The organism is Mycobacterium sp. PO1 (genome assembly GCF_017312405.1).
Lineage (GTDB): Bacteria > Actinomycetota > Actinomycetes > Mycobacteriales > Mycobacteriaceae > Mycobacterium.
This window is the reverse complement of sequence record NZ_BLTG01000060.1, coordinates 40651-66359: the sequence shown is the minus strand read 5'-3', so window position 1 is coordinate 66359 and position 25709 is coordinate 40651. Positions and strand designations below refer to the sequence as shown.

Annotated in this window: 6 protein-coding genes; all 6 read left to right on the top strand. The window is 71.6% G+C overall.

Annotated elements, in window-relative coordinates:
- On the top strand, positions 1–3675 hold a 3675-nt coding region (locus J3476_RS19360), incomplete at its 5' end, for a type I polyketide synthase (RefSeq protein ID WP_207067992.1).
- Positions 3676–3801: 126 nt separating this feature from the next.
- Positions 3802–5532 (top strand): AMP-binding protein, encoded by a 1731-nt coding sequence (locus tag J3476_RS19355; protein WP_207067991.1) that lies wholly within the window; start codon positions 3802–3804, stop codon positions 5530–5532.
- Positions 5529–10337 carry a type I polyketide synthase gene (locus tag J3476_RS19350; RefSeq protein WP_207067990.1) on the top strand — a complete coding sequence of 1603 codons (4809 nt, stop codon included), beginning with the start codon at positions 5529–5531 and terminating at the stop codon, positions 10335–10337. Before J3476_RS19355 ends, J3476_RS19350 begins: the two co-directional genes overlap by 4 nt.
- A 5-nt stretch (positions 10338–10342) precedes the next feature.
- Positions 10343–15772, top strand: a complete 5430-nt coding sequence (locus J3476_RS19345; RefSeq protein WP_207067989.1) for an SDR family NAD(P)-dependent oxidoreductase — start codon at positions 10343–10345, stop codon at positions 15770–15772.
- Positions 15772–21168: a type I polyketide synthase gene (locus J3476_RS19340; protein ID WP_207067988.1), complete on the top strand. Its 5397-nt coding sequence runs from the start codon at positions 15772–15774 to the stop codon at positions 21166–21168. Before J3476_RS19345 ends, J3476_RS19340 begins: the two co-directional genes overlap by 1 nt.
- On the top strand, positions 21165–25628 hold the full coding sequence (locus J3476_RS19335) for a type I polyketide synthase (protein ID WP_286183358.1): 4464 nt from the start codon (positions 21165–21167) through the stop codon (positions 25626–25628). The genes J3476_RS19340 and J3476_RS19335 overlap by 4 nt, the downstream gene beginning before the upstream one ends.
- Positions 25629–25709 lie beyond the last annotated feature (81 nt).

The following is a 25709-nucleotide window of genomic DNA, read 5'->3' as shown; positions in this document are numbered from 1 at the left end:
GGACAGTCGGCTCCCGGTGTGGTGGAACCGCAGGACGGTCGCCACGGGCACGGCACCGTGTTCGTCTACTCCGGCCAGGGCTCGCAGTGGCTGGGAATGGGTCGCCAGCTCATGGTCGAGGAGCCCGCCTTCGCCGCGGCGGTCGCCGAGATCGAACCCGCCTTCGTCGAGCAGGTCGGCTTCTCGCTGCAGCAGGTCATCGCCGAGGGCCAGCAGGTCACCGGCATCGAACGGATCCAACCGGTGCTCGTCGGCATGCAGTTGGCGCTGACCCAGCTGTGGCGCTCCTACGGCGTGCACCCCGATGCCGTCATCGGCCATTCGATGGGTGAGGTGGCCGCATCCGTGGTCGCCGGTGCCCTGTCGGTCGCCGACGGGCTGAAGGTCATCGCCACCCGGTCGCGGCTGATGTCGCGGCTGTCGGGGCAGGGCGCGATGGCTCTGATCGAGCTCGATCCCGATGCCGCGACCGAGTTCATCGCCGACTATCCCGACATCACGCTGGCGGTGTACGCCTCACCGCGGCAGACGGTGATCGCCGGGCCGCCCGACCAGGTCGACGCCGTGATCGCCGCGGTGTCGGCGCGCGACCGGTTGGCCCGCCGCATCGAGGTCGACGTGGCCTCCCACCATCCGACGATCGATCCGATCCTGCCCGAGCTGCGCGAGGCCCTGGCGGATCTGAAACCGGCCGTACCGACCATCCCGATCGTCATCACCACCCGCGAGCACAGCGGGCCGGCTCCGACATTCGACGCCGACTACTGGGTCGACAACCTGCGCAACCCGGTGCGCTTCCATCAGGCCGTCACCGCCGCGGGCGCCGAGCACGGCACGTTCGTCGAGGTCAGCCCGCACCCGCTGTTGACCTACGGCATCGACGACACGCTGGGGACCAGCCAGCACCGAAGCGTGCCCACGCTGCTGCGCGACACCGACGAGACGCTGACGTTCCACACCCACCTCAACAGCGCCCGCACCACCCGTCCCGCCGGACCCGAACAGACGGCGACCCCGCCGGTGACGCTGCCCGTGACGCCGTGGCACCACGCCAGCCACTGGGTGTCGGCGACCGCCGCCGACCACCGCGGCGCCACCGCGCCGCGTCCGGGGACCCTGCTCGGTGAACGCACCGCAGTGGCGACCAGCCCGCCCACGCATCTGTGGCAGGCCAGGCTCGTCCGCGAAGCCAAGCCCTACCCGGGATTTCACCGCATCCAGGGTGTCGAGGTCGTGCCGATGTCGGTGCTGCTGCGCACCTTGGCGGTGGCGGCGGCCGAATCGGGGGCGACGACGCTGTCCGAACTCCGCTTCGAGCGTCCGGTCGTCATCGACCAGCCGCAGGTGATCCAGGTGGTCGTCAGCGGCGACTCCGTCACGATGTCGTCGGCGCCGTCGGCTCAGGCCGAGGCCAGCCGGTGGGTGCGCCACGCCACCGCCCGGCTGTCGCCGCCGCAGTCCGAGACCCGGGCCAACCCCGATCCGGCCGGGTCCGAGCAGGACTACGACCGCGCCACCGTGGACGAGCTCCAGGCCAAATGGGGTGTGGAAGGCCAGCCCTTCCCGTGGTCGATCGCCTCCTGCCGATCCGATGACAACCAGGTGCGCGCCGAGGTCACACTCGGCGACGCCGATCCGGGCGGGCTGCCGGTGGCGATGCTCGACGCCGCGGTGCAGATCGCGCGCCTGGCCGACATCACCGACGAACGTCTGCTGGTTCCCGCCGGCGTGCAGAGCATGTCGATGACCGGTGAACTCACCGGCACCGATCTGTCGGTCACCGTGCTGCGACGCCCGGACGCCGGAGACGATCTGCTGATCGACGTGGCGGTGACCGACGGCACCGCACGGCTGGACATCCGCGGCCTGCGCTATGTCGACGTCCAGGCCGGTGCCGCGCAGTCCGCCGCGCCGGTGGCGGACCCCCGCGACGTCGCCCACGCGCTGGACTGGCAGCCCTGGACCGCGCCGGAACGAACCGAGGCCGGAGCCGCCCTCTCGGTGGCCGTGCTCGGCGCCGAAGAGGACGGCGCCGAGCTCACCGGTGCGCTGACGGCGGCCGGACACGGGGTCGTCGACGAGGCGGACGCCACGTCGGTGATCTTCGTGCCCGCCACCGACACCGACGAGGACGACCTGACGTGCGCGGCGCGGCTGACCGCGCAGGTCGCCGATGTCGTGGCCCGGCTCGCCGCGCGGGAAGCCCGCGAGGAGCCCCGGCTGTGGATCGTCACCCGCGGTGTGCGCGAAACCGGCTCCCGCGACGCTGTGCGGCAGAGCTGCCTGTGGGGTGTCGCCGGCGTGATCGGGGCCGAGCAGCCGCAGCTGTGGGGCGGGCTGGTCGACCTCGCCGAGGACGGGCAGACCGGGTCCGCTGACACCCTCGCCGAGCTGCTGAGCACCCCCGCGAAGACCATCCTGTCGCTACGCGACGGTCAGTGGTCCGAACAGGTGCTGGCGCCGCTGGCCGACGACGCCGCCCGCGAGCCGTACCGGGAGCCCCTGCGCTGCCGCGCGGATGCGGCCTATCTGATCACCGGCGGGATGGGTGCCCTCGGGTTGCTCACCGCGGGCTGGCTCGCCGACCGCGGCGCGCGCCGAGTGGTCCTGGCGGGGCGGACGCCGCTGCCGCCACGCCGCGACTGGGACGCCGACTCCGTCGACGAGGCCACCCGGCACAAGATCGAGGCGGTACGGGAGCTGGAGGCCCGCGGCGTCGCCGTCGAGATCGCGGTACTGGACATCGGGTCGGCCGCCGCGCTCGAGGCCTTCCTCACACAGCGCGACGATGCGGGCGCACCGCCGGTGCGCGGCGTCGTCCACGCGGCCGGCGTCACCGACAGCCAGCTGCTGACCGACCTGTCCGCCGACCGGGTGCAGTCCACGTTGTGGCCGAAGGTGGCCGGCGCGGCCGCCCTCGACGCGGTGTTCCCGCCGGGCAGCCTCGATTTCCTGCATTTCACCGCCTCCGCGGGCACGGTGTTCGGCGTGCCCGGCCAGGGCGCCTACGCCGCCGGCAATGCCTACCTGGACGGACTGGCCCGGGCCCGGCACGCGCAGGGCGACGCCACGGTCAGCCTGGACTGGGTGGCCTGGCGTGGGCTCGGATTCGGGTCCGACGCCCAGGTCGTGGTCGACGAACTCGCGCGACGCGGGTCACGGCCGGTGACGCCGGCCGAGGCGTTCGACGCCTGGGAGTACGTGTCCCGGTTCGACGTCGCGCACGCCGTGATGGCCCCGATCGTGTCCGAGAGCGACCCGGACGCCGCCTCCGGGGGCGCCGGGGTCGCACCGGCACGGGCCTGGTCGGAGATGTCGGCCGACGAGGTGCTGGCCGAACTGCAGAACGGTCTGCGCACCATCCTGGCCACCGAGCTGCGGACCCCCGAGAGCGAGGTCGACACCGACCGCCCGTTCGCCGAGATGGGGCTGAACTCGGTGATGGCGATGTCGATCCGGCGTGAGGTCGAGCAGCTCACGCGCGTCGAATTGTCGGCGACGATGCTGTGGAACCATCCGACGATCGCCTCGTTGGCGACTCATCTCGCCGAGAAAGTCGCACCGCACACCGTGTCGCAGGCCGACAGTGACGTCGACAGCGCCTCCGATAGTTTGCTGGACAGTTTGTTCGACAGCGTGGAATCGAGCTCCGCCAGCAGCGAGGGCAGGATTTGATGCCATCGGCGTTTCGCCGGGTAGCATCCTGCGTGCCGGGCGGTACCGCGTCGGGTCTCGACGTCGGCCGCTCGGTTCTCGTTGCGGCGCGTTTTCGCGCATGAGCCGAAGTGAAAGGATGCTGCGATGTCGATGACCGAAGCCTCCATCCCGGCGGTACTCGCCGACCGCGCCGAGCGGCAGCCCGACGACGTCGCCTACACGTTCGTCGACTACGAGGCCGACCCCTCCGGCGTCACCGAGAGCCTGACCTGGTCCGAGGTCTACGAGCGGGTACAGGTCGTCGCCGAGAAGCTGGCCGGCCTCGGCTCGCCCGGTGACCGCGCGGTGATCCTGGCGCCGCAGAGCCTGGAATACATCGTCGGCTTCCTCGGCGCGATCCAGGCCGGATTCATCGCCGTCCCGCTGTCGATGCCGCAGACACGCCATCACGACGAGCGCGTGACGGGGGCGATGAAGGACTCGACGCCGGTCGTGGTCCTGACCACCTCCGCGGTCGTCGACGACATCCGCAAGTACGGGCAGGCCGACCCGACGCAGCGCCCGCCGAAGTTCCTCGAGGTGGACACGCTGGACTTCGACACCCCGCCGCGGTCCACGGCCCAGCCGACGCTGCTGAAGACCGCCTACCTGCAGTACACCTCGGGATCCACCCGCAGCCCGGCGGGTGTCGTGGTCACCCACCGCAACGTCGTCGTCAACCTCGGCCAGCTGCTCACCGACTACTACGAGGCGTACCCGGACGGCGCACCCGAGGACACCACGGTGGTGTCGTGGCTGCCCTTCTACCACGACATGGGTCTCATCGTCGGAGTGTTCATCCCGATGGTGCTGGGCCGCCCGGCAGTGCTGATGAGCCCGGTCGCGTTCATGCAGAAGCCGTCGCGGTGGATGCAGCAGCTCGGCTCGCACCCCAGAGCGTTCACCGCCGCACCGAACTTCGCCTTCGAGTTGGCCGTCAAGCGCACCTCCGACGAGGACCTCGCCGGCAAGGACCTCAGCACGGTCGCGGTGATGATCAACGGCGCCGAGCGCGTGCACGGTTCCACGGTGCGCCGGTTCAACCAGCGCTTCGCCCAGTTCGGCCTGCCCGAGTCGGCGATGCGCCCGTCCTACGGACTCGCCGAGGCCACTGTCTACGTGGCCGCGTCGGCCGGGGGGCAGCCGCCGACGGCGGTGCGCTTCGACTACGAGAAGCTGGCCGCCGGGCATGCCGAGCGCTGCGACGACGAAGCGGGCGCCGAGCTGATCGGCTGCGGTGCGGTGCGGTCGACGACGGCGCGCGTGGTGGACCCGGACACCCTGGTGGAGAATCCCGCCGGCAAGATCGGTGAGGTGTGGCTGCACGGCGAGCACGTCGCCGCCGGGTACTGGCACAACCCGAAGCTCAGCGAGTTGTTCGCCGCTCAGCTCGGTGAGCCCACCCCGGGCACCCCGAAGGGGCCGTGGCTGCGCACCGGCGATCTGGGCGTCATGTTCGACGACGAGCTGTTCATCGTCGGCCGGATCAAGGATCTGCTGATCGTCGACGGCCGCAACCACTATCCCGACGACATCGAGGCCACCGTCGCCGAGTTCACCGGCGGCCGGGTGGCCGCCATCTCGGTGCCGGACGACGCCAGCGAGCGGCTCGTCGTCGTCGCCGAGCTGAAGAAGCAGATCGAGCCGGCCGCGCTGGAGTCGATCAAACAGCAGGTCACGTCGGCGATCTCGATGACGCACAGCGTGCGCCTGTCGGACTTCGTGCTCGTCGGCCCCGGCTCACTGCCGCTGACCACCAGCGGCAAGGTCCGGCGGGCGTCCTGCGTGGAGCTGTACCGCACCGACGGTTTCAACCGGTTGGACGTCACTGCATGACCTCAGCCGTCGACGAGGCTGCTGTTCGGAGGTGGTTGGTCGACTACCTCGTCACGAACAACGGCTGCAGCCCCGAACAGATCGACGCCGGTGCCTCGATGCACGACCTCGGGGTCGGTTCGCGTGACGCGGTGGTCCTGACCGGGGTGTTGTCGGAATTCGTGGGACGCACCGTGTCCCCGGTGGATTTCTGGCAGTACCCGACCGTGGATGCGCTGGCCAAGTTCCTCACCGGCGGGGAGGTCGAACCGGCCACCCCGGAGGCGGGCGGGGAGCGGCCCGCCGCGCTGGACGAGCCCGTCGCCGTGATCGGGCTCGGGCTCCGGTTTCCCGGCGGCCCCGACGCCGACGGCAACATCGAGGGTCCCGACGCCTACTGGGACTTCCTGTCCGAGAACCGGTCCGCGGTCGGTGAGGTGCCCGCGCAGCGGTGGGCGCATTTCGACGACGGCACGCCGGCGGGCGCGGCGGCGCTGGCCGGGGTGACCCGGTGGGGTTCCTTCCTGCGTGACATCGACGCGTTCGACGCCGAGTTCTTCGAGATCATCCCCCGCGAAGCCACCCGGATGGACCCGCAGCAGCGGCTGCTGCTCGAGGTCACCCACGAGGCACTCGAACACGCCGGCATCCCGGCCGACTCGCTCGCCGAGACCCGCACCGGGGTGTTCGCCGGGGCGAGCGCCGGCGACTACGCCCAGCTGGGCGCCACCGATCTGAGCCAGGTGGACGCCTGGTACGGAACCGGGGGGTCGATCAGCATCATCGCCAACCGGGTGTCCTACTTCTTCGACTTCCGCGGCCCGTCGGTGACGATCGACACCGCGTGTTCGTCGTCGCTGGTCGCGCTGCATCTGTCGTGTCAGAGTCTGCGCACCGGCGACTCGGACGTCGCGTTGGCCGCCGGGGTGAACCTGCTGCTGTCCCCGGCCGGCACCCGCAGCCTGGACCAGGCCGACGCGATGTCGCCCACCGGACGGTGCCACGCCTTCGACGCCGCCGCCGACGGGTTCGTCCGCGGTGAGGGTTGCGGTGTCGCGGTGCTCAAGCGCCTCTCCGACGCCCAACGGGACGGCGACCGGGTGCTCGCGGTGATCCGCGGATCGGCGGTCAACCAGGACGGTCGCTCCAACGGGCTGATGGCGCCCAACCCGGCCGCCCAGATGGCGGTGCTGCGTGCCGCGTACGCCGCCGCCGGGGTCAACCCGCGCGAGGTCGACTACGTCGAGGCCCACGGCACCGGCACGCTGCTCGGTGATCCGATCGAAGCCCGCGCACTGGGCACGGTGCTCGGCAAGGGGCGGCCCGCCGACGCACCGCTGCTGCTCGGCGCGGTCAAGTCCAACCTCGGGCATCTGGAGGCCGCCGCGGGTATCGCCGGGTTCGCCAAAGCGGTGCTGGCCCTGCAGCACAACCGGATCCCCGCCAACCTGGGCTATGAGAACCCGAATCCGCACATCCCGTTCGACAAGCTTCGACTGAAGGTCGTCGCCGAGCACACCGAGTGGGCACCCGCCGGCCGGCCGCGCCGGGCGGGCATCTCGTCGTTCGGATTCGGCGGCACCAACGCCCACGTCATCATCGAGCAGGCGCCGGTCGCGGCGCCGACCGACGGTGCACCGACCGTGCTCACCACGCTGGTCGTCTCCGGCAAGACCGCCGAGCGGGTGGCCGGGCAAGCTCAGATGCTGGCCGACTGGATGACCGGCGCCGGCGCCGACGTGTCGCTGCCGGAGATCGCACACACCCTCAACCACCACCGCACCCAGCACGCCAAGTTCGCCACGGTCACGGCGCGCAACCGCGAGCAGGCGCTGGCCGGGCTGCGATCCCTGGCCCTGGGCCAGAGCGCCCCGGGCGTGGTCGGCGTTCCGACGCACATCCCGAAGCCGGGCACGGTGTTCGTCTACTCCGGGCAGGGTTCGCAGTGGGCGGGCATGGGCCGTCAGCTGCTGGCCGACGAACCGGCCTTCGCGGACGCGCTGGCCGAGATCGAGCCGGTGTTCGTCGACAAGGTCGGCTTCTCGCTGCGCGAGATCATCGAGGGCGGTCTGCCCGTCAGCGGCGACGCCCAGGTCCAGCCGGTGTTGATGGGCCTGCAGCTGGCGCTGACCGAGCTGTGGCGGTCCTACGGCGTGCATCCCGACGCGGTCATCGGCCACTCCATGGGCGAGGTGACCGCCGCGGTCGTCGCCGGCGCGCTGAGCCTGGCCGACGGTCTCGAAGTCATCGCCGCCCGATCGTCGATCATGGCGCGGCTGGCCGGCCAGGGTGCGGTCGCGCTGCTCAATCTCGACGAGGACGCGGTTCGCGCGCTCATCGCCGGTCAGCCCAGCGTCGAGGTGGCCGGTCATCTGTCGCCACGCCAGACCGTGGTGGCCGGGCTGCCCGATCAGGTCGACGCCGTCATCGCGGCGGCCACCGCCGACAACGTCTTCGCCCGCCGGGTGAACATGGTGGTGGCGTCACACACCGCGCTGATGGATCCGGTGCTGGGCGACCTGCGTTCGGCGCTGGCGGACCTGGAACCGAGCATCCCGACGCTGCCGTTCCTGTCCACCGTCACCGCTCCGACCACTCCGGCCACGTTCGACGCCGACTACTGGGTGGCCAACGTACGCCAGCCGGTGCAGTTCAGCCGGGCCGTCGCGGCGGCAGCCGGCGAGCACGGCACCTTCATCGAGATCAGCCCGCACTCGACGCTGGGTCAGCCGATCGCCGACACGCTGGCCGACCTCGACGATCCGTCGCACTACCTCACCGTCGGCACGCTGGCGCGCGACGGGGACGACACCGTCACCTTCCACACCCACCGCAACGCCACGCACACGTCGCGTCCGCCGCACACCGCGCGGCACGGTGAGCCGCACGTGCCGCTGCCCACCACCCCGTGGCGGCGCACACGACACTGGGTGGAGGCACCGCCGCTGCGCCGAGCCACGGCCGGCCGCGGGGGTGCGCTGCCCGCCGACAGCGCGGTACCGCCGGAGTGGTTCTGCGAACTGACCTGGCCGGAGAAGCCGCTGCCGAGCACCGCCGAGGACGCTGCCGCCGATGGCCGCTGGCTGGTGATCGCCGACCCCGCGGTGGGCGAGGCGCTGACGCGCCTGCTCGACGGGGAGGGATCCTCGGTCACCACGCTGCCCGCGTCCGCCGCCGCCGACACCGTGGTCGAGGCCGTCGAGAACGCCACCCACGTGCTCTATGCCCCCGGCAGCACGGACGGGGGCCCGCTGGGTTACGAGCTGTTCGAGATGGGCCGCACGATCGCCGCCGCTGCTGCCGGGCGTCCGGCACCGCCCACGCTGTACCTGCTGACCCGAAACGCCCAGCCGCTGGCTGAGGGTGACCGCGCCAACGCGGCACACGCGGTGTTGTGGGGTCTGGGCCGCACCCTGGCGCTGGAGCATCCGGAGATCTGGGGCGCGGTCGTCGACGTGGACGAATCGGTCCCAGCGGCGGTGGCCGCGCGGTGGCTGCTCGGTGAGGTCCGCGCCGGAGACGGCGAGGACCAGCTGGTGTACCGGGCCGGTGCGCGGCACGTCGCGCGGCTGATCCATGCATTGCCGCCGGCCCCCGCCGGTACCGACGCCGAAACGCTGGATCCCGAGCGGACGCATCTGGTCATCGGCGCGACCGGCAACATCGGACCGATCCTGATCGAGCAGCTGGCTGCGATGGGCGCCAAGACGGTGGTCGCGGTGTCGCGTAATCCGGGTGACCGACTCGCCGCGCTCACCGAGCGGCTGGCCGAGAAGGGCACCACCGTCGTCACCGCGGCGGCCGACGCCGCCGACGAGGCGTCGATGCGTGCACTGTTCGACCGTTTCGGCGCCGACCTGCCGCCGTTGGGCGGGGTCTATCTGGCCGCGATGAGCGGCGGGCCGGTCACGCTGACCGAGATGACCCGCGACGACGTGGTCGCGATGTTCCGGCCCAAGATGGACGCCGCGATGGTGGCCCACAAACTGACCCTCGAGCATCCGGTGACGCAGTTCGTGCTGTTCTCCTCGATCTCCGGGGTGCTCGGATCGCGGTGGCTGGCGCACTACGCGGCCACCACCACGTTCTGCGACACCCTGGCTTTCGCGCGCCGAGCGGCCGGCCTGCCCGCCTGCGCCATCAACTGGGGGCTGTGGAAGTCGCTGGCCGACGCGCAGACCGGGTTCGAGAAGCAGGCCACTGCGGAGTCCGGACTGGAGCCGATGGAGGACGCGGTGGCGATCACCGCGCTGCGCTCGTTCGTCGGTCCCCAGGCTCCGGCGCGGGCGACCGTGGTGGCCGCCGACTGGCCCCGGCTGGCCGCGGCGTATCACACCCGCGCCGAGCTGCACATCCTCGACGAGTTGCTGGCTGCCGAGTCGGGGGTCGCAGCCGCAGCGCTCAGTGGCGACACCGCATTTCGCCAGGAGCTGAAGGATTGCGCTGCGCCGCGCCGCGTCGACATGCTCACCGACCATGTGTTGGCGCAGGTCGCAGCCGCGATGGGGCTGACCTCGACGCACACTCTGGACCCGACCGTGGGGTTCTTCCAGTTCGGGATGGATTCGCTGATGAGCGTAACGTTGCAGCGTTCGCTCAGCGAAAGCCTGGGGGAGGCGTTGCCGGCGTCGGTGGTCTTCGACTATCCGACGGTCGAGGCGCTCACCGATTACCTGGCGTCGATCCTGCCTGAGATAATCGATACCGCCGGTTCCGACGACGAGGTCGCCGGCGCAGGCGTCGATGGCCCGGATGTGGCCGAGGACGCCTACGACGACCTTGCCGAGGACGAACTGCTTGCGAGACTTTCGGAAAGATTGAGTTGACTGAGATGACCCAAGCCTCTTCTGCGTCGCCCGCCACACCGGACCGCCGGGCGATCATCACCGAGGCGCTGCGCAAGATCGACGATCTGACCGCACGACTGGCCGAAGCCGAGAAGGCCGAGACCGAGCCGATCGCCGTGGTCGGCATCGGCTGCCGGCTGCCCGGCGGTGTCGACAACGCCGACGACTTCTGGAAGCTGTTGTGCGACGGCGAGAGCGGAGTCATCAGGGTGCCCGCCGACCGGTGGGATGCCGACGAGTTCTATTCCCCCGACCACAGCGTGCCGGGCACCATCTGTAACCGCGAGGGCGGATTCCTCACGTCCTGGCAGCCCGACGAGTTCGACGCCGAGTTCTTCGCCATCGCGCCGCGTGAGGCCGCCGCCATGGACCCCCAGCAGCGGCTGCTCCTGGAAGTGTCCTGGGAGGCGCTCGAGGACGCCGGCATCAATCCCCGCACCCTGCGCGGGTCGGCGACCGGCGTGTTCATCGGGATGACGACCAACGACTACTACCACTCGGTGGTCGGCACGTTGCGGCCCGAGGACATCGATCCCTACATCCCGTTCGGCAACGCGCCGAACTTCGCGGCGGGCCGGTTGTCCTACTTCCTCGGCGTCCGCGGTCCGGCCGTGGTCAGCGACACCGCGTGCTCGTCGTCGCTGGTCTCCATCCACCTGGCCTGCCAGAGCCTGCGTCGCGGCGAAAGCGACCACGCCCTGGCCGCCGGGGTGAACCTGATCCTGAGCCCGGAGAACAACATCGCCTGTTCCCGGTGGGGCATGCTGGCGCCGGACGGCCGGTGCAAGACCTTCGACGCCGACGCCGACGGCTACGTCCGCAGCGAGGGCTGCGGTGTCGTGGTGCTCAAGCGGCTCTCCGACGCCCAGCGCGACGGGGACCGGGTGCTGGCGGTGGTCCGCGGCTCTGCGGTGAACCAGGACGGCGCCAGCAGCGGGCAGACCGTGCCCAACGGTCCCGCCCAGCAGGAGCTGATGCGCAAGGCACTGCAGACCGCGCGGCTGGCACCGGCGGACATCGACTACATCGAGGCCCACGGCACCGGCACCGCACTGGGCGATCCGATCGAGCTCGACGCGCTGGCCGCGGTGTACGGCGACCGCGGCGCTTCGGCACCGCTGGTGCTGGGTTCGGTGAAAACGAACCTGGGCCATCTCGAGTCGGCGGCCGGCGTGACGGGCTTCATCAAAACCGTGCTCAGCGTGCATGACGGGCACATTCCCAAGCAGCTGCACTTCCACTCGCTGACCCCGCAGGCCAGCGAGGGTGCGTCGCGATTCCGGATCGCGTCGGAGCCGCTGGACTGGCCCGCGGTCGAGCGGCCCCGCCGGGCCGCGGTGTCGTCGTTCGGCGTCAGCGGCACCAACGCGCACATCCTCGTCGAGCAGGCGCCCGAACCCGCCGCCACCGCTGAGGCGCAACCGGAACCGCCGGTGAGCACGTTGGTGGTCACCGGCAAGTCACCGGCGCGCATCGCGTCGCTGGCGGGGCGCCTGGCCGACTGGCTGCAGTCTCCGGACGGGCAAGCCACAACTCTGGCCGACGTCGCCGACACGCTCAACCATCGCCGCGCGCAGCATCCCCGCTTCGCCACGGTCGCCGCCGCCGACCGCGGGCAGGCGATCGCCGGGTTGCGCGCTCTCGCCGGTGGCTACCCGGCGCCGGGTGTGGTCGGCCCCAACGATCCGTCCATCGGCTCGGGCACGGTCTTCCTGTACTCGGGGCAGGGTTCGCAGTGGGCCGGCATGGGCAAGCGTCTGCTGGCCGACGAGCCCGCGTTCGCCGCAGCCGTCGACGAGCTCGAGGGCGACTTCGTCAGCCAGGTGGGGTTCTCGCTGCGTGACGTGCTCACCTCGGGGGAGACGGTCGAGGGCATCGACCGTATCCAGCCGGTGCTGGTCGGCGTGCAGCTGGCGCTCACCGCGTTGTGGCGCTCCTACGGAATCGAACCCGACGCGGTGATCGGGCACTCGATGGGCGAGGTGACCGCGGCCGTGGTCGGCGGCGCGCTGAGTCCGGCCGACGGGTTGAAGGTGATCGCCACCCGCTCGCGCCTGATGAAGCGGCTGTCCGGGCAGGGCGCGATGGCGCTGCTGGAACTCGATGCGGCCGCCGCCGAGCAGCTGATCGCCGGATATCCCGGACTCACCGTCGCCGTCTACGCCTCGCCGAACCAGACCGTCATCGCCGGCCCCCCGGATCAGGTGGACGCCGCGATCGCGGTGGTCGACGCCCAGGACAGGCTGGCGCGCCGCGTCGACGTGGACGTGGCGTCGCACCACCCCATCATCGATCCGATCCTCGGCGACCTCCGCGACGCACTCTCCGGTCTGTCCCCGCGGCAGCCGAGCATCCCCGTCATCGTCACCACCGACGGCCGACCCACCGACGGCACCTGTGTCTTCGACGCCGAGCACTGGGTGGCCAACCTGCGCAACCCGGTCCGATTCGCCCGCGCGGTGGCCGCCGCGGGCGCCGAGAAGTCGTTGTTCGTCGAGGTCAGCCCGCATCCACTGCTCGCACATGCGATCAAGGACACCCTGCCCGAGGCGGGGCACCGCAGCATCGCCACGCTGCAGCGCGACGCCAACGACACCGTGACGTTCCGCACCAACCTCAACGCCGCGCACACCGCGCGACCACCCAGGCAACCGCAGCGCGGCGGCCCGCGGGTGCGGCTGCCGTTGACGCCGTGGCATCACGCGCACCACTGGATCCACACCGCTAAGCCCGCCGACCGGCAGGCCCGCAGCGACCGGGATGTCGCCGCGCTGGCCGAGGGGGAGAAGCACGAGTGGTTCCATCAGCTGAGTTGGCCGGTCAGCGACCTCGCCGCGGGCCGGGCCGACGGTCCATGGCTCGTGGTGGCCGACGCCGCCGAGGCGCTGGCGGGGTTGCTCGCCCCGGGGTCGCGCGCGCTTGCACCGACAGCACTGGACGAGGGCGCTGACGACTCGGCGCTGCGCGCCGCGCTCGAGGGCGTGGCTCACGTGGTCTACGCGCCGGCCACCCCGGCGGGCCGTTTCGACGCCGCAGGTGCCTATCAGGTGTTCGGCCAACTGCGCCGTCTGGTCGTCGCGCTGGCCGGCATGTCCGGCGCACCCCGGCTGTATGTGGCCACCCGCAACGCCCAGCCCGTCGCCGAGACCGACCGCGCCAACCCGGCGCACGCCGCGCTGTGGGGACAGGGCCGCACACTGGCGCTCGAGCATCCCGAGTTCTGGGGCGGGCTCATCGACGTCGACGAGACGCTGCCCCCGGAACTGCTTGCGGCATACCTGCTTTCCGAAGCCGCCCACACCGGCGGCGACGACCAGGCTGTCTACCGTGCCGGTGAGCGGCGGGTGCCGCGACTCGAGCCGCGGCCATTGCCCGCGGTGCCCCTGACCCGGTTGGAGCGCGACACCAGCCACCTGGTGATCGGCGCGACCGGCAACGTGGGTCCGTATCTTATCCGCCAGCTGGCCGAGATGGGCGCCGCCACCGTGGTGGCGGTGTCGCGGCGGGGCGGGGGAACGCTCAGCGAACTGGCCGGCGAACTCGCCTCGCGCGGTACCACATTGGTCGAAGTGGCCGCCGATGCCGCCGACGAGGCGTCGATGGCGACCGTGTTCGACCGCTTCGGCGCGGATCTGCCGCCGCTGGAAGGCATCTACCTCGCGTCACTGGCGGGCGGCGAGGCGTTGCTGAGCGAGATGACCGACGACGACGTCACGCCGATGTTCCGCGCGAAGGTCGACTCGGCAGCGGTGCTGCACAAACTGTCGCTGACCACGCCGGTGCGTCGGTTCGTGCTGTTCTCGTCGATCACCGGCCTGCTGGGCTCCCGCGCGGTGGCGCATTACACCGCGGCCAACGCGTTCGCCGATGCGTTCGCCTACGCCCGCCGCACGCTGGGTCTGCCCGCCACGGTCGTCGACTGGGGTCTGTGGAAGTCCTGGGCGGATGCGCAGCCGCAGATGAAGGCGGCGGGTCTGGAGCCCATGCCGAACGACGTGGCGATCCGGATGCTGCCGGCGGTGTTGAGCCCGGACGCCCCCGCGCAGGCCGTGGTGGCCGGCGCCGACTGGGCGCGGTTGGCCGACGCCTACCGGATGCGTGCGGCGGTGAAGGTGCTCGACCATCTGCTGGCCACTCCCGGCGACGGGGTGAACCTGGATTCCGTACCCGCCCCGGCGTGGGGAACGGTGCTGGGCGAGAAGGTCGAGAGCACCGGTCACGACCGGGTGTGGCGGGCGCGCCTGCTACCCGACGAGCGGCCCTACCCGGTCGCGCACCGGGTGCGCGGCGTCGAGGTCGTCCCGGTTTCGGTTCTGCTGCAGACCCTTTCGTCAGCGGCCGAGCAAATGGACGGCGGCGCGGTCGGTGACGTCCGGTTCGAGTATCCGATCATCGCTGACCAGCCCAAGGTCATCCACGTGGTGGCCGACGGCACGACACTGACCGTGTGGTCGAGCGCCGGCCCGGACACCGCCGAGCAGCGCTGGACCCGGCATGCCGGCGCCGTGCTGACCGAAGCCGCCACCGCCGCCCCGCAGGGCGATCAGAGCCCGCTCGACGGACAGCTGTTCGACGCCGCGGCCATCGCCGAGATGCAGCGGGCGTGGGGTGTGGAAGGCCAGCCGTTCGCGTGGACGGTGACCGAGTGTGCCGCCACGGTGGCCGGTGCGCGGGCCGACGTCCAGTTGCCCGAGGAAACCGAGTCGCCGGCGGCGGCGCTGGTCGACGCCGCGGTGCATGTCGCACGCCTCGCCGATGCGGACAACCCGGCGCTGCTGTTGCCGGCGGGGGCGGAGAGCCTTGCGGTGGACGCCGCGGCGGGCCACCGCGGCGTGGTCGAGGTGTACCGGCGTAGCCGGGACGGCGGGGCCGGCCTGCTGGTCGACGTCCGCATCACCGGCACCGACGGCACCACCTGGGTCGACATGCGCGGGCTGAACTACGCCCCGGTGGAGTCGGCCCCGGCCCCCGTGACCGACGAGACCGACTCGGCCGCAGCCGAGTTCATCGACTGGTCGACGATGACCGCCGCGCAGACCGTGGCCGAGCTGCAGGTCAGGCTGCGGGCGGTACTGGCCCGCGAACTGGGCATGCCCGAGGACGCGGTGGACGTCGACCAGCCCTTCCCCGAGTTGGGTCTGGATTCGATGATGGCGATGAACCTGCTGCGCGATGCCAAACAGCTGGTTCGGATGGACCTGTCGGCCACCATGCTCTGGAACAACCCGTCCATCTCGAAGCTGTCGGCGTTCGTCGCCGAGCTCCTGGCGCCGATGCAGCAGGCCGCGCCCGAGCCCGAGGCCGACGACTCGGCGGAGGGCGCCGAGGAGTTCAGCGTCCTCGACGAGCTCTTCGACAGCATCGAATCTTCTTCCGTGGAATCGGCGAATGCCGGTAGTGAGGGCGCAATCTGATGAAGACGACCTTCGACAGGATCTCGGCGATGTCGGCCGAGCAGCGAGACAAGCTGGCCGAACAGTTCGAGAAGGCCTCACGCGTCGCCGGTGCCGAACCGATCGCCGTGGTCGGTATCGGCTGCCGGTTTCCCGGAGGAGTGAGCGGGCCGGACAGCTACTGGGATTTCCTGGAGAAGGGCACCGACGCGATCCGCGAGGTTCCCGCCGACCGGTGGGACGCCGAGGCGTTCTACGATCCCGATCCGATGGCGCCGGGCCGGATGCCCACCAAGTGGGGCGCCTACCTGGAGGACATCTCGGGCTTCGACGCCGAGTTCTTCGGCATCACCCCGCGGGAGGCCGCGGCGATGGATCCCCAGCAGCGGGTGCTGCTCGAGGTGGCCTACGAGGCGCTGGAGAACGCCGGGCTGGCACCCGACGCGGTCGGCGAAGTCCGGGGCGCGGTGATGATGGGCGTGTACTACAACGAGTACCAGAGCGCATCGGCCGGCAACCCGGACACCATCGACGCGTACTCGGCCACCGGCAATGCCCACAGCGTCACGGTCGGCCGGATCGCCTACCTGCTGGGCCTCAAGGGTCCCGCCGTCGCGGTCGACACCGCATGCTCGTCGTCGCTGGTCTCCATCCACCTGGCCTGCCAGAGCCTGCGGATGCGCGAGAGCGACCTGGCCCTGGCCGGCGGGGTGAGTTTGTCCCTGCGCCCGGAAACCCAACTCGCACTGGCCAAGTGGGGAATGCTCTCACCCAACGGCAAGTGTTTCGCGTTCGACTCCCGCGCCGACGGGTTCGTCCGCGGCGAGGGCGCCGGCGTCGTCGTCCTCAAGCGCCTGACCGACGCCGTGCGCGACGGTGACCGGGTACTGGGCGTGGTCCGCGGCTCGGCCGTGAACCAGGACGGCCGTTCCAACGGCCTGACCGCCCCCAACGCCCCCTCGCAGCGGGACGTGATGACGCGGGCGCTGCGCTCGGCCGACGTCGCCGCCGGAACCGTGAGCTACGTCGAAACCCACGGCACCGGAACGGGTCTGGGTGACCCGATCGAATTCGACGCGCTGGCCGCCGTCTACGGCAAGGGCGAGACTCCCTGCGCGCTCGGCGCGGTCAAGACCAACATGGGCCACCTCGAGGCCGCGGCCGGCATCGCCGGGTTCATCAAGACCGTCCTGACCCTGCAGCACGGCACGATCGCACCGAACCGCAACTTCGAGAAGTGGAACCCGAGCATCGACGCGTCGGGCACCCGGCTGTTCGTGCCGACCCAGGCCGGCCAGTGGCCGCAGACCGAGCACCCGCGCCGCGCGGCCGTGTCGTCGTTCGGCATGGGCGGCACCAATGCCCACATCGTGCTGGAGCAGGGCCCGGAAACCGTTCCTGCACAATCGAGTTCGGGCCCCTCGGTGACCACCTTGGTCGTCTCCGGCAAGACCCCGGCCCGCATCGCGGCCTCGGCCCGGGTGTTGGCCGACTGGCTCGACGGTGACGGCGCCGACGTCGCACTGGGTGACGTCGCGTTCACCCTCAACCACCACCGCAGCCGCTACCACAGCATCGCCACGGTGTCCGCACGCGACCACGCCGAGGCCGTCGCCGGGCTGCGCGCCGTCGCGGCCGGTCAGCCCGGACCCGGTGTGGTCGGCGCCCACGACGCGAAACCCGGTGCGGGAACGGTGTTCCTGTACTCCGGCCAGGGCGCGCAGTGGGCCGGTATGGGCAAGGCGCTGCTGGCTGAGGAGCCGGCCTTCGCCGACGCCGTCGACGAGCTCGAACCCGCATTCCTCGACAAGGTCGGCTTCTCGCTGCGCCAGACGCTCGAAGCCGGCGAGCCCGTCGTCGGCATCGACCGCATCCAGCCCGTGCTGGTCGGGATGCAGCTGGCGTTGACCGCGCTGTGGCGCTCGTACGGCGTCGAGCCGGACGCGGTGATCGGCCACTCGATGGGGGAGGCGACCGCGGCGGTGGTGGCCGGGGTGCTCACCCCGGCCGAGGGTCTGGACGTCATCGCCACCCGGACGCGGCTGATGAAGCGGCTGTCCGGGCAGGGCGCGATGGCGCTGCTGGAACTCGACGCCGCCGCGACGGAAAAGCTCATCGCCGACCGGCCCGAGGTCACCATTGCGGTCTACGCGTCGCCGAAACAGTCGGTGATCGCGGGTCCGCCGGCACAGGTCGACGAACTCGTCGCCCTCGTCGACGCGCAGGGCAAACTCGCCCGGCGTATCGAGGTGGACGTCGCGTCGCACCATCCGACGATCGACCCGGTGCTGCCGGAGCTGCGTGAGGCGCTGGCCTACCTGCGCCCGGCCGCGCCGAAGATCCCGCTGGTGTCGACCGTGGCCTACGCGGGTTCGGAACCGCTGTACAGCGCGGACTACTGGGCGGCCAACCTGCGTAACCCGGTGCGATTCAGCCAGGCGGTGCACGAGGCCGGCGCCGATCACGCCAACTTCATCGAGATCAGCCCCCATCCGCTGCTGTCGCACGCGATCAGCGACACCCTCGCCGCGCAGCCCACCAGCCGCACCTTCCACGTGGGCGCGACCGTCAACCGCGACCATCCCGAGACGGTGGCGTTCCACGCCCAGCTCGCCGCAGTCCGGCCGCCCGCGGTGAAGCTGTCCGACGGCGCCGCCGGCGCGCACCTGGCCGACGTGCCGCCCACCGCGTGGCAACACGAGCCCTACTGGATGGCCGACCGCTCGACCGGACGCGAGTTCTCCGGGGCGCATCCGCTGCTCGGGATGCATGTGGAGCTTCCGTCGGGCCACGGACACGTCTGGCAGTCCGACGTCGGGCTGGACCCGCATCCATGGCTGGGGGACCACCTGGTGCACGGGCTGCCAGTGATGCCCGGCGCCGGCTTCGCCGAGATCGTGCTCGCCGCCGGCTGCGAGGCGCTGGGCCGGCCCGCCGACGCCGTCGAGGCCGAGGTGACCGTCGAGCAGATGCTGCCGCTGGACCAGCACACGAAGCTGACCACCCAGCTGAGCACCGCCGAGGACGGATCGCTGCGCGTCGAGGTGCACTCCCGGTCCGAGGCCGGCACCTGGACCCGCCACGCGGTCGGCACCGTTCGCGCTGCCGAACCGGCCACTCCGGACCGCCTGGGCGCCACTGCCGACGGGGCAGTGGTGGTCTCTCCGGCCGACTTCTACACCGCTCTCCGGCGCACCGGCGCCCACCACGCCCACGCCTTCGCCGCGCTGACCCGCATCGTGCGGGCAGCCGATTCGGCCGACACCGAGATCGTGCTGCCCGACGAGGCGACGCCGCACCGGGGCATGATCCTGCACCCGGTGATGCTGGACGCCGCACTGCAGGGCCTGGCGGCCGCGATGAGTGACGCCACGCTGGCCGAGGCCACCGACGTCACGTTCCTGCCGGTCGGATTCGATTCGATTCGGGTGTTCGGCGAGGTGGGCCGGCGGGCCAAGTGCCGTGCCGAGCTGCTCGGTGTCCGGGAGGACAGCGGGGACGCGCAGGGCCGGGTCACGCTCACCGACGAGACCGGTGCGGTGCTCGCCCGTGTGGACGGCGTCCAACTCAAGCGCATCCAGCGGCGCACCGTCCCGTTGCCGTTGTCGCAGAAGATCTTCGACACCCGCTGGGTGGAGTCGGCGGCGCCGGCGGCGGGGTCGCCCACCGGCAGCTGGCTGGTGCTGGCCGACGGCGCGGCGGCCCTGGCCACCGCCACCGACTTCGCCGACCGGTTCGGCGGACCGCAGCGGAAGGTGGTCACCGCCGACCTGGCCGACGACGCCGCGGTGCGGGCCGGGTTCGAGACCGCGACGTCGGCGGCGGATCTGCCTCCTGCCGGGGTCGTCGTCGTCATCGACCATCCGGCCTTCGACGGCACCGACGCCGAGGGCGCGCTGGCCCACACGCGCGACGTGCTCTGGCGCGTGGCCGGCACGGTGCGCACGCTGGTGGGCAGCTGGCACGGCAAGCCGCCCCGGGTGTGGCTGGTCAGCCGCGGCGGTCTGGTCGTCTCCCCGGGCGACACCGCGAACCCGGGCGTCAGCAGCCTCGACGCGCTGGTGCGCGTCCTGGCCTACGAGCACCCGGACCTGCGGGTGACGCTGGTGGACACCGGCGCCGACGCCGACGCGGTGACACCGCTGATCACCGAGATCGACGCCGACGGCACCGACGACGTCGTGGCCTGGCGCGCCGGTGGCCGGTACGTCGAGCGCCTGTCCCGTGCCACGCTGCCGGCCGAGCCGGGCCGGCTGGTCGTCCGCGCCGACGGCTCCTATGTCGTCACCGGCGCGTTGGGCGGCGTCGGCATGGCCGTCGTGCGCTGGTTGGTCGACAACGGCGCCGGCCGGCTGGTGCTCAACGGTCGCAGCGCTGCCTCGGCCGAGGTGCAGGCGACCCTCGACGAGCTGTCGGGGCGCGCCGAGATCGTCACGGTGCTCGGCGACATCACCGCGCCCGGCGTCGCCGAACGGCTCGTCGCCGCCGCCGAGGAAACCGGTAAGCCGCTGCGCGGGGTGATCCACTCCGCGGCCGTGCTCGACGACGAGCTGGTCGTCGGGCTCACCCGGGAGAGCCTCGAGCGGATCTGGGCACCCAAGGCGAGCGGAGCGTGGCGGCTGCACGAGGTCACCGCCGCCAAGGAGCTGGACTTCTGGGTCGGCTTCTCCTCGGTGGCCGCGCTGCTCGGCTCACCCGGCCAGGCGGCGTATGCGTGCGCCAACGCCTGGTTGGACGCCCTGGTCGCATGGCGGCGGGCGGCCGGGCTGCCCGCCACCACGATCGACTGGGGCCAGTGGGCCGAGGTCGGCCTGGCCAGTTCGCTGCGGTTCTCGGTGCTCGACCCGATCACCCCGGACGAAGGCGTCGACGCGCTCGGCGGCGTGTTGGCCGCGGGCCTGACCCGCGTCGGGGTGGCCCGGCTACGGCTGGACCGCGCCGCGGCGGCCTTCCCGGAGATCAACCAGATCGGGTTCTTCGCCGACCTGGTCGGGGAGCTCGACGTCGACGACGCCGACGAGGACTGGGCCGGACCGGAAGCGCTCAAGGAGATGGACGCCGCCGAGGTCAACCGCGTGGTGCTGGCGCGGCTGCGCCGCCGCATCTCGGCGATCATGGGGTACTCCGACGAGAGCGCGGTGGACGTTGCGCGGCCGCTCACCGAGATCGGACTCGACTCGCTGATGGCGGTGCGCATGCGCAACACCATCCGGGGCGACTTCGGTGTCGAGCCCCCGGTGGCACTGCTGCTGCAGGGAGCCAACCTGGCCGACGTGGCGCTGGATCTGATCCGCCAGCTCGGCCTGGAAGAGCAGGAGTCCGCCGAACGCCCCAACGCCCTGCGGGACCGGGCGCAGCAGCGCGCCGCAGCGCGTCAACGAGCCGCATCGCGGCGGAAAGTGGGACCACGATCGTGACCAGCAGTACCGGAGACTCGCGGACCGGGGACCTCCCCGAGAATGCCATCGCCGTCATCGGCATGGCGGGGCGGTTCCCTGGCGCGGACTCGGTGTCGGCGTTCTGGCGCAACCTGCGCGACGGGGTCGAATCGATCGTCGATCTGTCCGAGCAGGAGCTGCTGGCCTCGGGCGTGACCGAGCGGACGCTGGCCAACAACTCCTACGTGCGCCGGGCCGCGCTGATGGCCGGTATCGAGGACTTCGACGCCGACTTCTTCGGCTTCACGCCGCACGCCGCGCGGACGCTGGACCCGCAGCACCGGCTGTTCCTGCAGTCGGTGTTCCACGCGCTCGAGGACGCCGGCTACGACCCGGCCGATCTCGAGGCGACCGTCGGGGTCTTCGGAACCAGCTCGACCAGCGGGTACCTGCTGCACAACCTGATGTCCAACTACGACCCGGCGATGGTCATCGGGCAGGGTGCCAGCTTCGACATGGTCGCCCTGTCGCTGTCCAACGACAAGGACCATCTCGCCACCCGGGTGGCCCACCAGTTCAACTTCCGCGGCCCGGCCCTGTCGGTGGCGACGGCGTGCTCGTCGTCGTTGGTCGCGGTGCACCTGGCGTGCCAGTCGATCCTCAACGGCGAATGTGACATCGCACTGGCCGGCGGCTCGTCGATCCGCATCCCGAACCGGGTGGGCTACTGGTACGAGCAGGGCTCGATGGTGTCCCCGACCGGACACTGCCGCCCGTTCGACGTGCGCTCCGACGGCACCATCTTCGGCAGCGGCGTCGGTGTGGTGGTCCTCAAGGCGCTCGAGGACGCCCTCGACGACGGCGACCACATCCACGCGGTGATCCGCGGGTCGGCGCTGAACAACGACGGCGCCACCAAGATGACCTACGCCGCGCCCAACGCGCTCGGGCAGGCCGAGGTCATCGCCGAGGCGCACGCCATCGCCGGAGTCGACGCGTCGAGCGTCACCTACGTCGAGACCCACGGCACCGGCACCCCGCTGGGCGACCCGATCGAGGTCGAGGGCCTTCGCCAGGCGTTCGACCTGGCCGAGGAGACCCGCAGCGCCCCGTGCTATCTCGGCTCGGTCAAGTCCAACATCGGTCACCTCGAGACGGCGGCCGGTATCGCGGGTCTGATCAAGGCGATCCTGTGCCTGGAGCACCGCGAGATCCCGGCCACGCTGCACTACAACAGCCCCAACCCCGAACTGCACATCGACCGCGGACCCTTCCGGGTGCGGGGCGCGAACGGACCGTGGGAGGCCGACGGGATACGCCGCGCCGGGGTCAGCTCGTTCGGCGTCGGCGGCACCAACGCCCACATCGTGCTGGAAGAGGCACCTTCCCGCCCGGCGCCGGCCGCAACACCGGGCCCGCAGGTCCTGCTGCTGTCGGCGCGCAGCCAGGAGGCGCTGGCCCAGGCGCGTGCCGACCTGGCCGCCGACCTGGCCGGCGAGGACACGGTCAGCCTGCCCGACGCGGCCTACACGCTGAGCCGACGGCGCCGGGAGCCCGTCCGGCTGGCCGCCGTGGTGCACGACCAGCAGAATGCGGCGGCGGTGCTGGCGGCGGCCGAGACCGACAACGTGTTCATCGGCGACGCGGTTGCCGACCTGGACGAGTCCGCCGACGCCGGACAGCGTGTCGCGTTCCTGTTCCCCGGGCAGGGGGCCCAGCACATCGCGATGGCTCGCGGACTGCACGAGAGCGAACCGCTGTTCGCCCGGCACTTCGACGAGTGCGCCACGGCGTTCAGCGACGAGATGGGCTACGACCTGCGGGCCGAGATCTTCGACGGCGTGGGACGCAACCTCGAACACACCGACCGCGCCCAGCCCGCGCTGTTCACCGTCGAGTACGCGTTGGCCAAGCTGATCCAGTCCTACGGCGTGACACCGGCGGTCATGGCCGGGCACAGCATCGGTGAGTATCCGGCGGCCACCCTGGCCGGGGTGTTCGACCTCGAGACCGCGGTCAAGGTGGTGTCGATGCGCGCGCGGCTCATGCACGCGGCGCCCCGCGGCGTCATGGTGGCCGTGCCGCTCAGCGTCGACGCCGTCGCCGAGCACCTGACCGGCGATGTCGACGTCGCCACGGTCAACGATCCGGGGAGCTGCGTCGTCGCCGGCAGCGAGGAGGCCATCCGCACCTTCCAAGCCGCGCTGGCCACGGCCGGGGTGGCCGCACGGCGCGTGCGTACGTCGCACGCCTTCCATTCCCGGCTGATGGACCAGGTGGTGGCCGAGTTCACCGCGTTCATGTCCCGGATGACGCTGCACGAACCGCAGATCCCGTTGCTGTCCAACATCACCGGCACCACGATGTCGGCGGCCGAGGCGACCAACCCGGCCACCTGGGCGCGCCAGATCCGGGCCACCGTCCGCTTCGCCGACGAGCTGGGAGTGCTCCTCGCCGAGCCGAACCGGGTGCTCGTCGAGGTGGGGCCGGGCGGCACGCTGACGTCGTCGGCGGGGCGTCATCCGGCCTGGACCGACCGCCACCGGGCGGTTCGCCTGATGCGGCACCAGGCCCAGAACCGGGGTGACCACGACACGTTCCTGCTGGCACTCGGCCAGCTGTGGGCGGCAGGCGTGCCGGTGGACTGGGAACGCATCTGGAACCGCAACGCACCCGACCAGACTCAGCAGCGCAGCCTGGTGAGCCTGCCCGGCTATCCGTTCGCCAAGCAGCGGCACTGGGTCGAGCACAACCCGAAGGCGGCGTGGGGCTCGGCCGGCGCGGCCGGTCAGGGAGTCGCCGATCCGGTGGCCGGCGCGTCCGGCTCCGGCACCGCGGGCGGCAAGTCCACGGTGGAGATGTCCCTGCAGGGCATCTGGTCGCAGTGCCTGGGGCTGCCGGACATCGACCCCAACGCCAACTTCTTCGAGCTGGGCGGCGACTCGCTGATCGCGATCAGCGTCGCGATGACCGCCGGGCATCAGGGCCTGGACCTGACGCCGCAGGACATCTACGAGAACCAGACGGTGGCTTCGCTGGCCCGGGTGCTCACGGCCCGGTTCGCCGAGGGCGGACTGGCCCGCCAGACGCTCGACGACGTCGTCAACCCGCCGGTCCCGCCGAACGTGGCCTACTTCCTCGAACACGGCCTGCGCGACGCGGGCCGGTGGCGCATCCCGGTGGTGCTCGGGCTGCGGTCCGACGTCGGTGAGGCCGACGTCACCGCGGTGCTGACCGCGGTGACCGGCACCCACGATGCGCTGCGGGTGCACCTGGTCGAACGCGCCGGAACGTGGGAGCAGCACATCGCCGAACCCGGCGAGTTCACCGCTCTGGTGACCAAGCAGCTCCCGGCGGACGTCCCCACGGGCAGCAGCGGTGAGCGCGAGGCGGTTCAGGCGATCCTCGACGAGCAGATCGCCGAGCATCAGTTGCTCAGCGCCCCGCTGTCGGCGACGTTCATCCGGGGAGCCGGCGGGGGACCGTCGTACCTGGCGCTGAGCCTGCACGGCGTGGCGGGCGGCTCGGCCGACGACGGGGTGTCGCGGGACGTGCTGCTGACCGACATCTTCACCGCCTTCAACCAGCGCATGTCGGGCCAGGAGATCAGCCTGGCCCCGGTGGCGACGTCGTGGCGGGAATGGTCGCAGCGCTGCGCGACGCTGGCCACCCATCCCGCGGTGCTCGAGAGCCGCGACTACTGGCTGGACACGGCCGGCAGATCGACGCTGAGCGTGGCCGGCCCGGAGATCTCCGAGCGGCCCGCCGCCGAGGATCTGGTCCGGCTGTCGACGACGCTGCCCGCTGCCGACACCGCCGAGGTCGACGACGCCCGCCGCCGGTTGCGGCTGCCGGTCGAGGAGCTGCTGCTCGGCGCCCTCGCGCGCACCGTGGCCGCCACCATCGGCGAAGGCACGGTGACCGTGGACCTGGGCGGCCGGGCCCGGTCGGTGCTCAAGCCCGACGTCGACCTGCAGCGCACGGTGGGCTGGTTCACCGCGGTACACCCGATCGCGCTGTCGGCGTCGACCGCCGAGCATGCGAGTGCCGGCGAGCTTCTGGGCGGCGTGCGCGAGACGGTGCAGGCGGTGCCGCACTACGGCATCGGCTACGGCCTGCTGCGCTACCTCTACGCACCCACGGCGCGGGTGCTGGGTGCGGCCAGACCCGCCGACATCCTGCTGTCGCACGTCGGCACGATCCCCGACGTCCCCGAGGGGCAACCCGACGACGCCCCGGTGCGGTTCGACTCCGACACCGCGATGCCGATCCGCGACACCCTGCCCGGGCTCGGACACGCACTGGAACTGCGCGTCTACCGCAGCTCAGGGGCCCTGCACCTGGATTGGTGGTACGACAGTCGGCGACTCGGCCCCACCGATGTGGAATCCTTTGCCAGACAGTACTCGTCGGCACTCGTCGAGCTCACCCGCGAAGCGGTGGCCGAAGAGGACGCCGACACGGCCGGCGACGAGCTGGCTCTGGTTGATCTGTCGTGACCGGCGATGGGTTGATCCGTCGTGACCCACACCGATCGGTCTGTCTGCCGCGACGGATCGCCCGGTCGGGTTCCACGACCG

Excerpts from the sequence above, each read along its gene's own strand:
- J3476_RS19350 (WP_207067990.1), top strand. The coding sequence starts at position 5,529 with ATGACCTCAGCCGTCGACGAGGCTGCTGTTCGGAGGTGGTTGGTCGAC.
- J3476_RS19345 (WP_207067989.1), top strand. The coding sequence starts at position 10,343 with ATGACCCAAGCCTCTTCTGCGTCGCCCGCCACACCGGACCGCCGGGCG.
- J3476_RS19355 (WP_207067991.1), top strand. The coding sequence starts at position 3,802 with ATGTCGATGACCGAAGCCTCCATCCCGGCGGTACTCGCCGACCGCGCC.
- J3476_RS19340 (WP_207067988.1), top strand. The coding sequence starts at position 15,772 with ATGAAGACGACCTTCGACAGGATCTCGGCGATGTCGGCCGAGCAGCGA.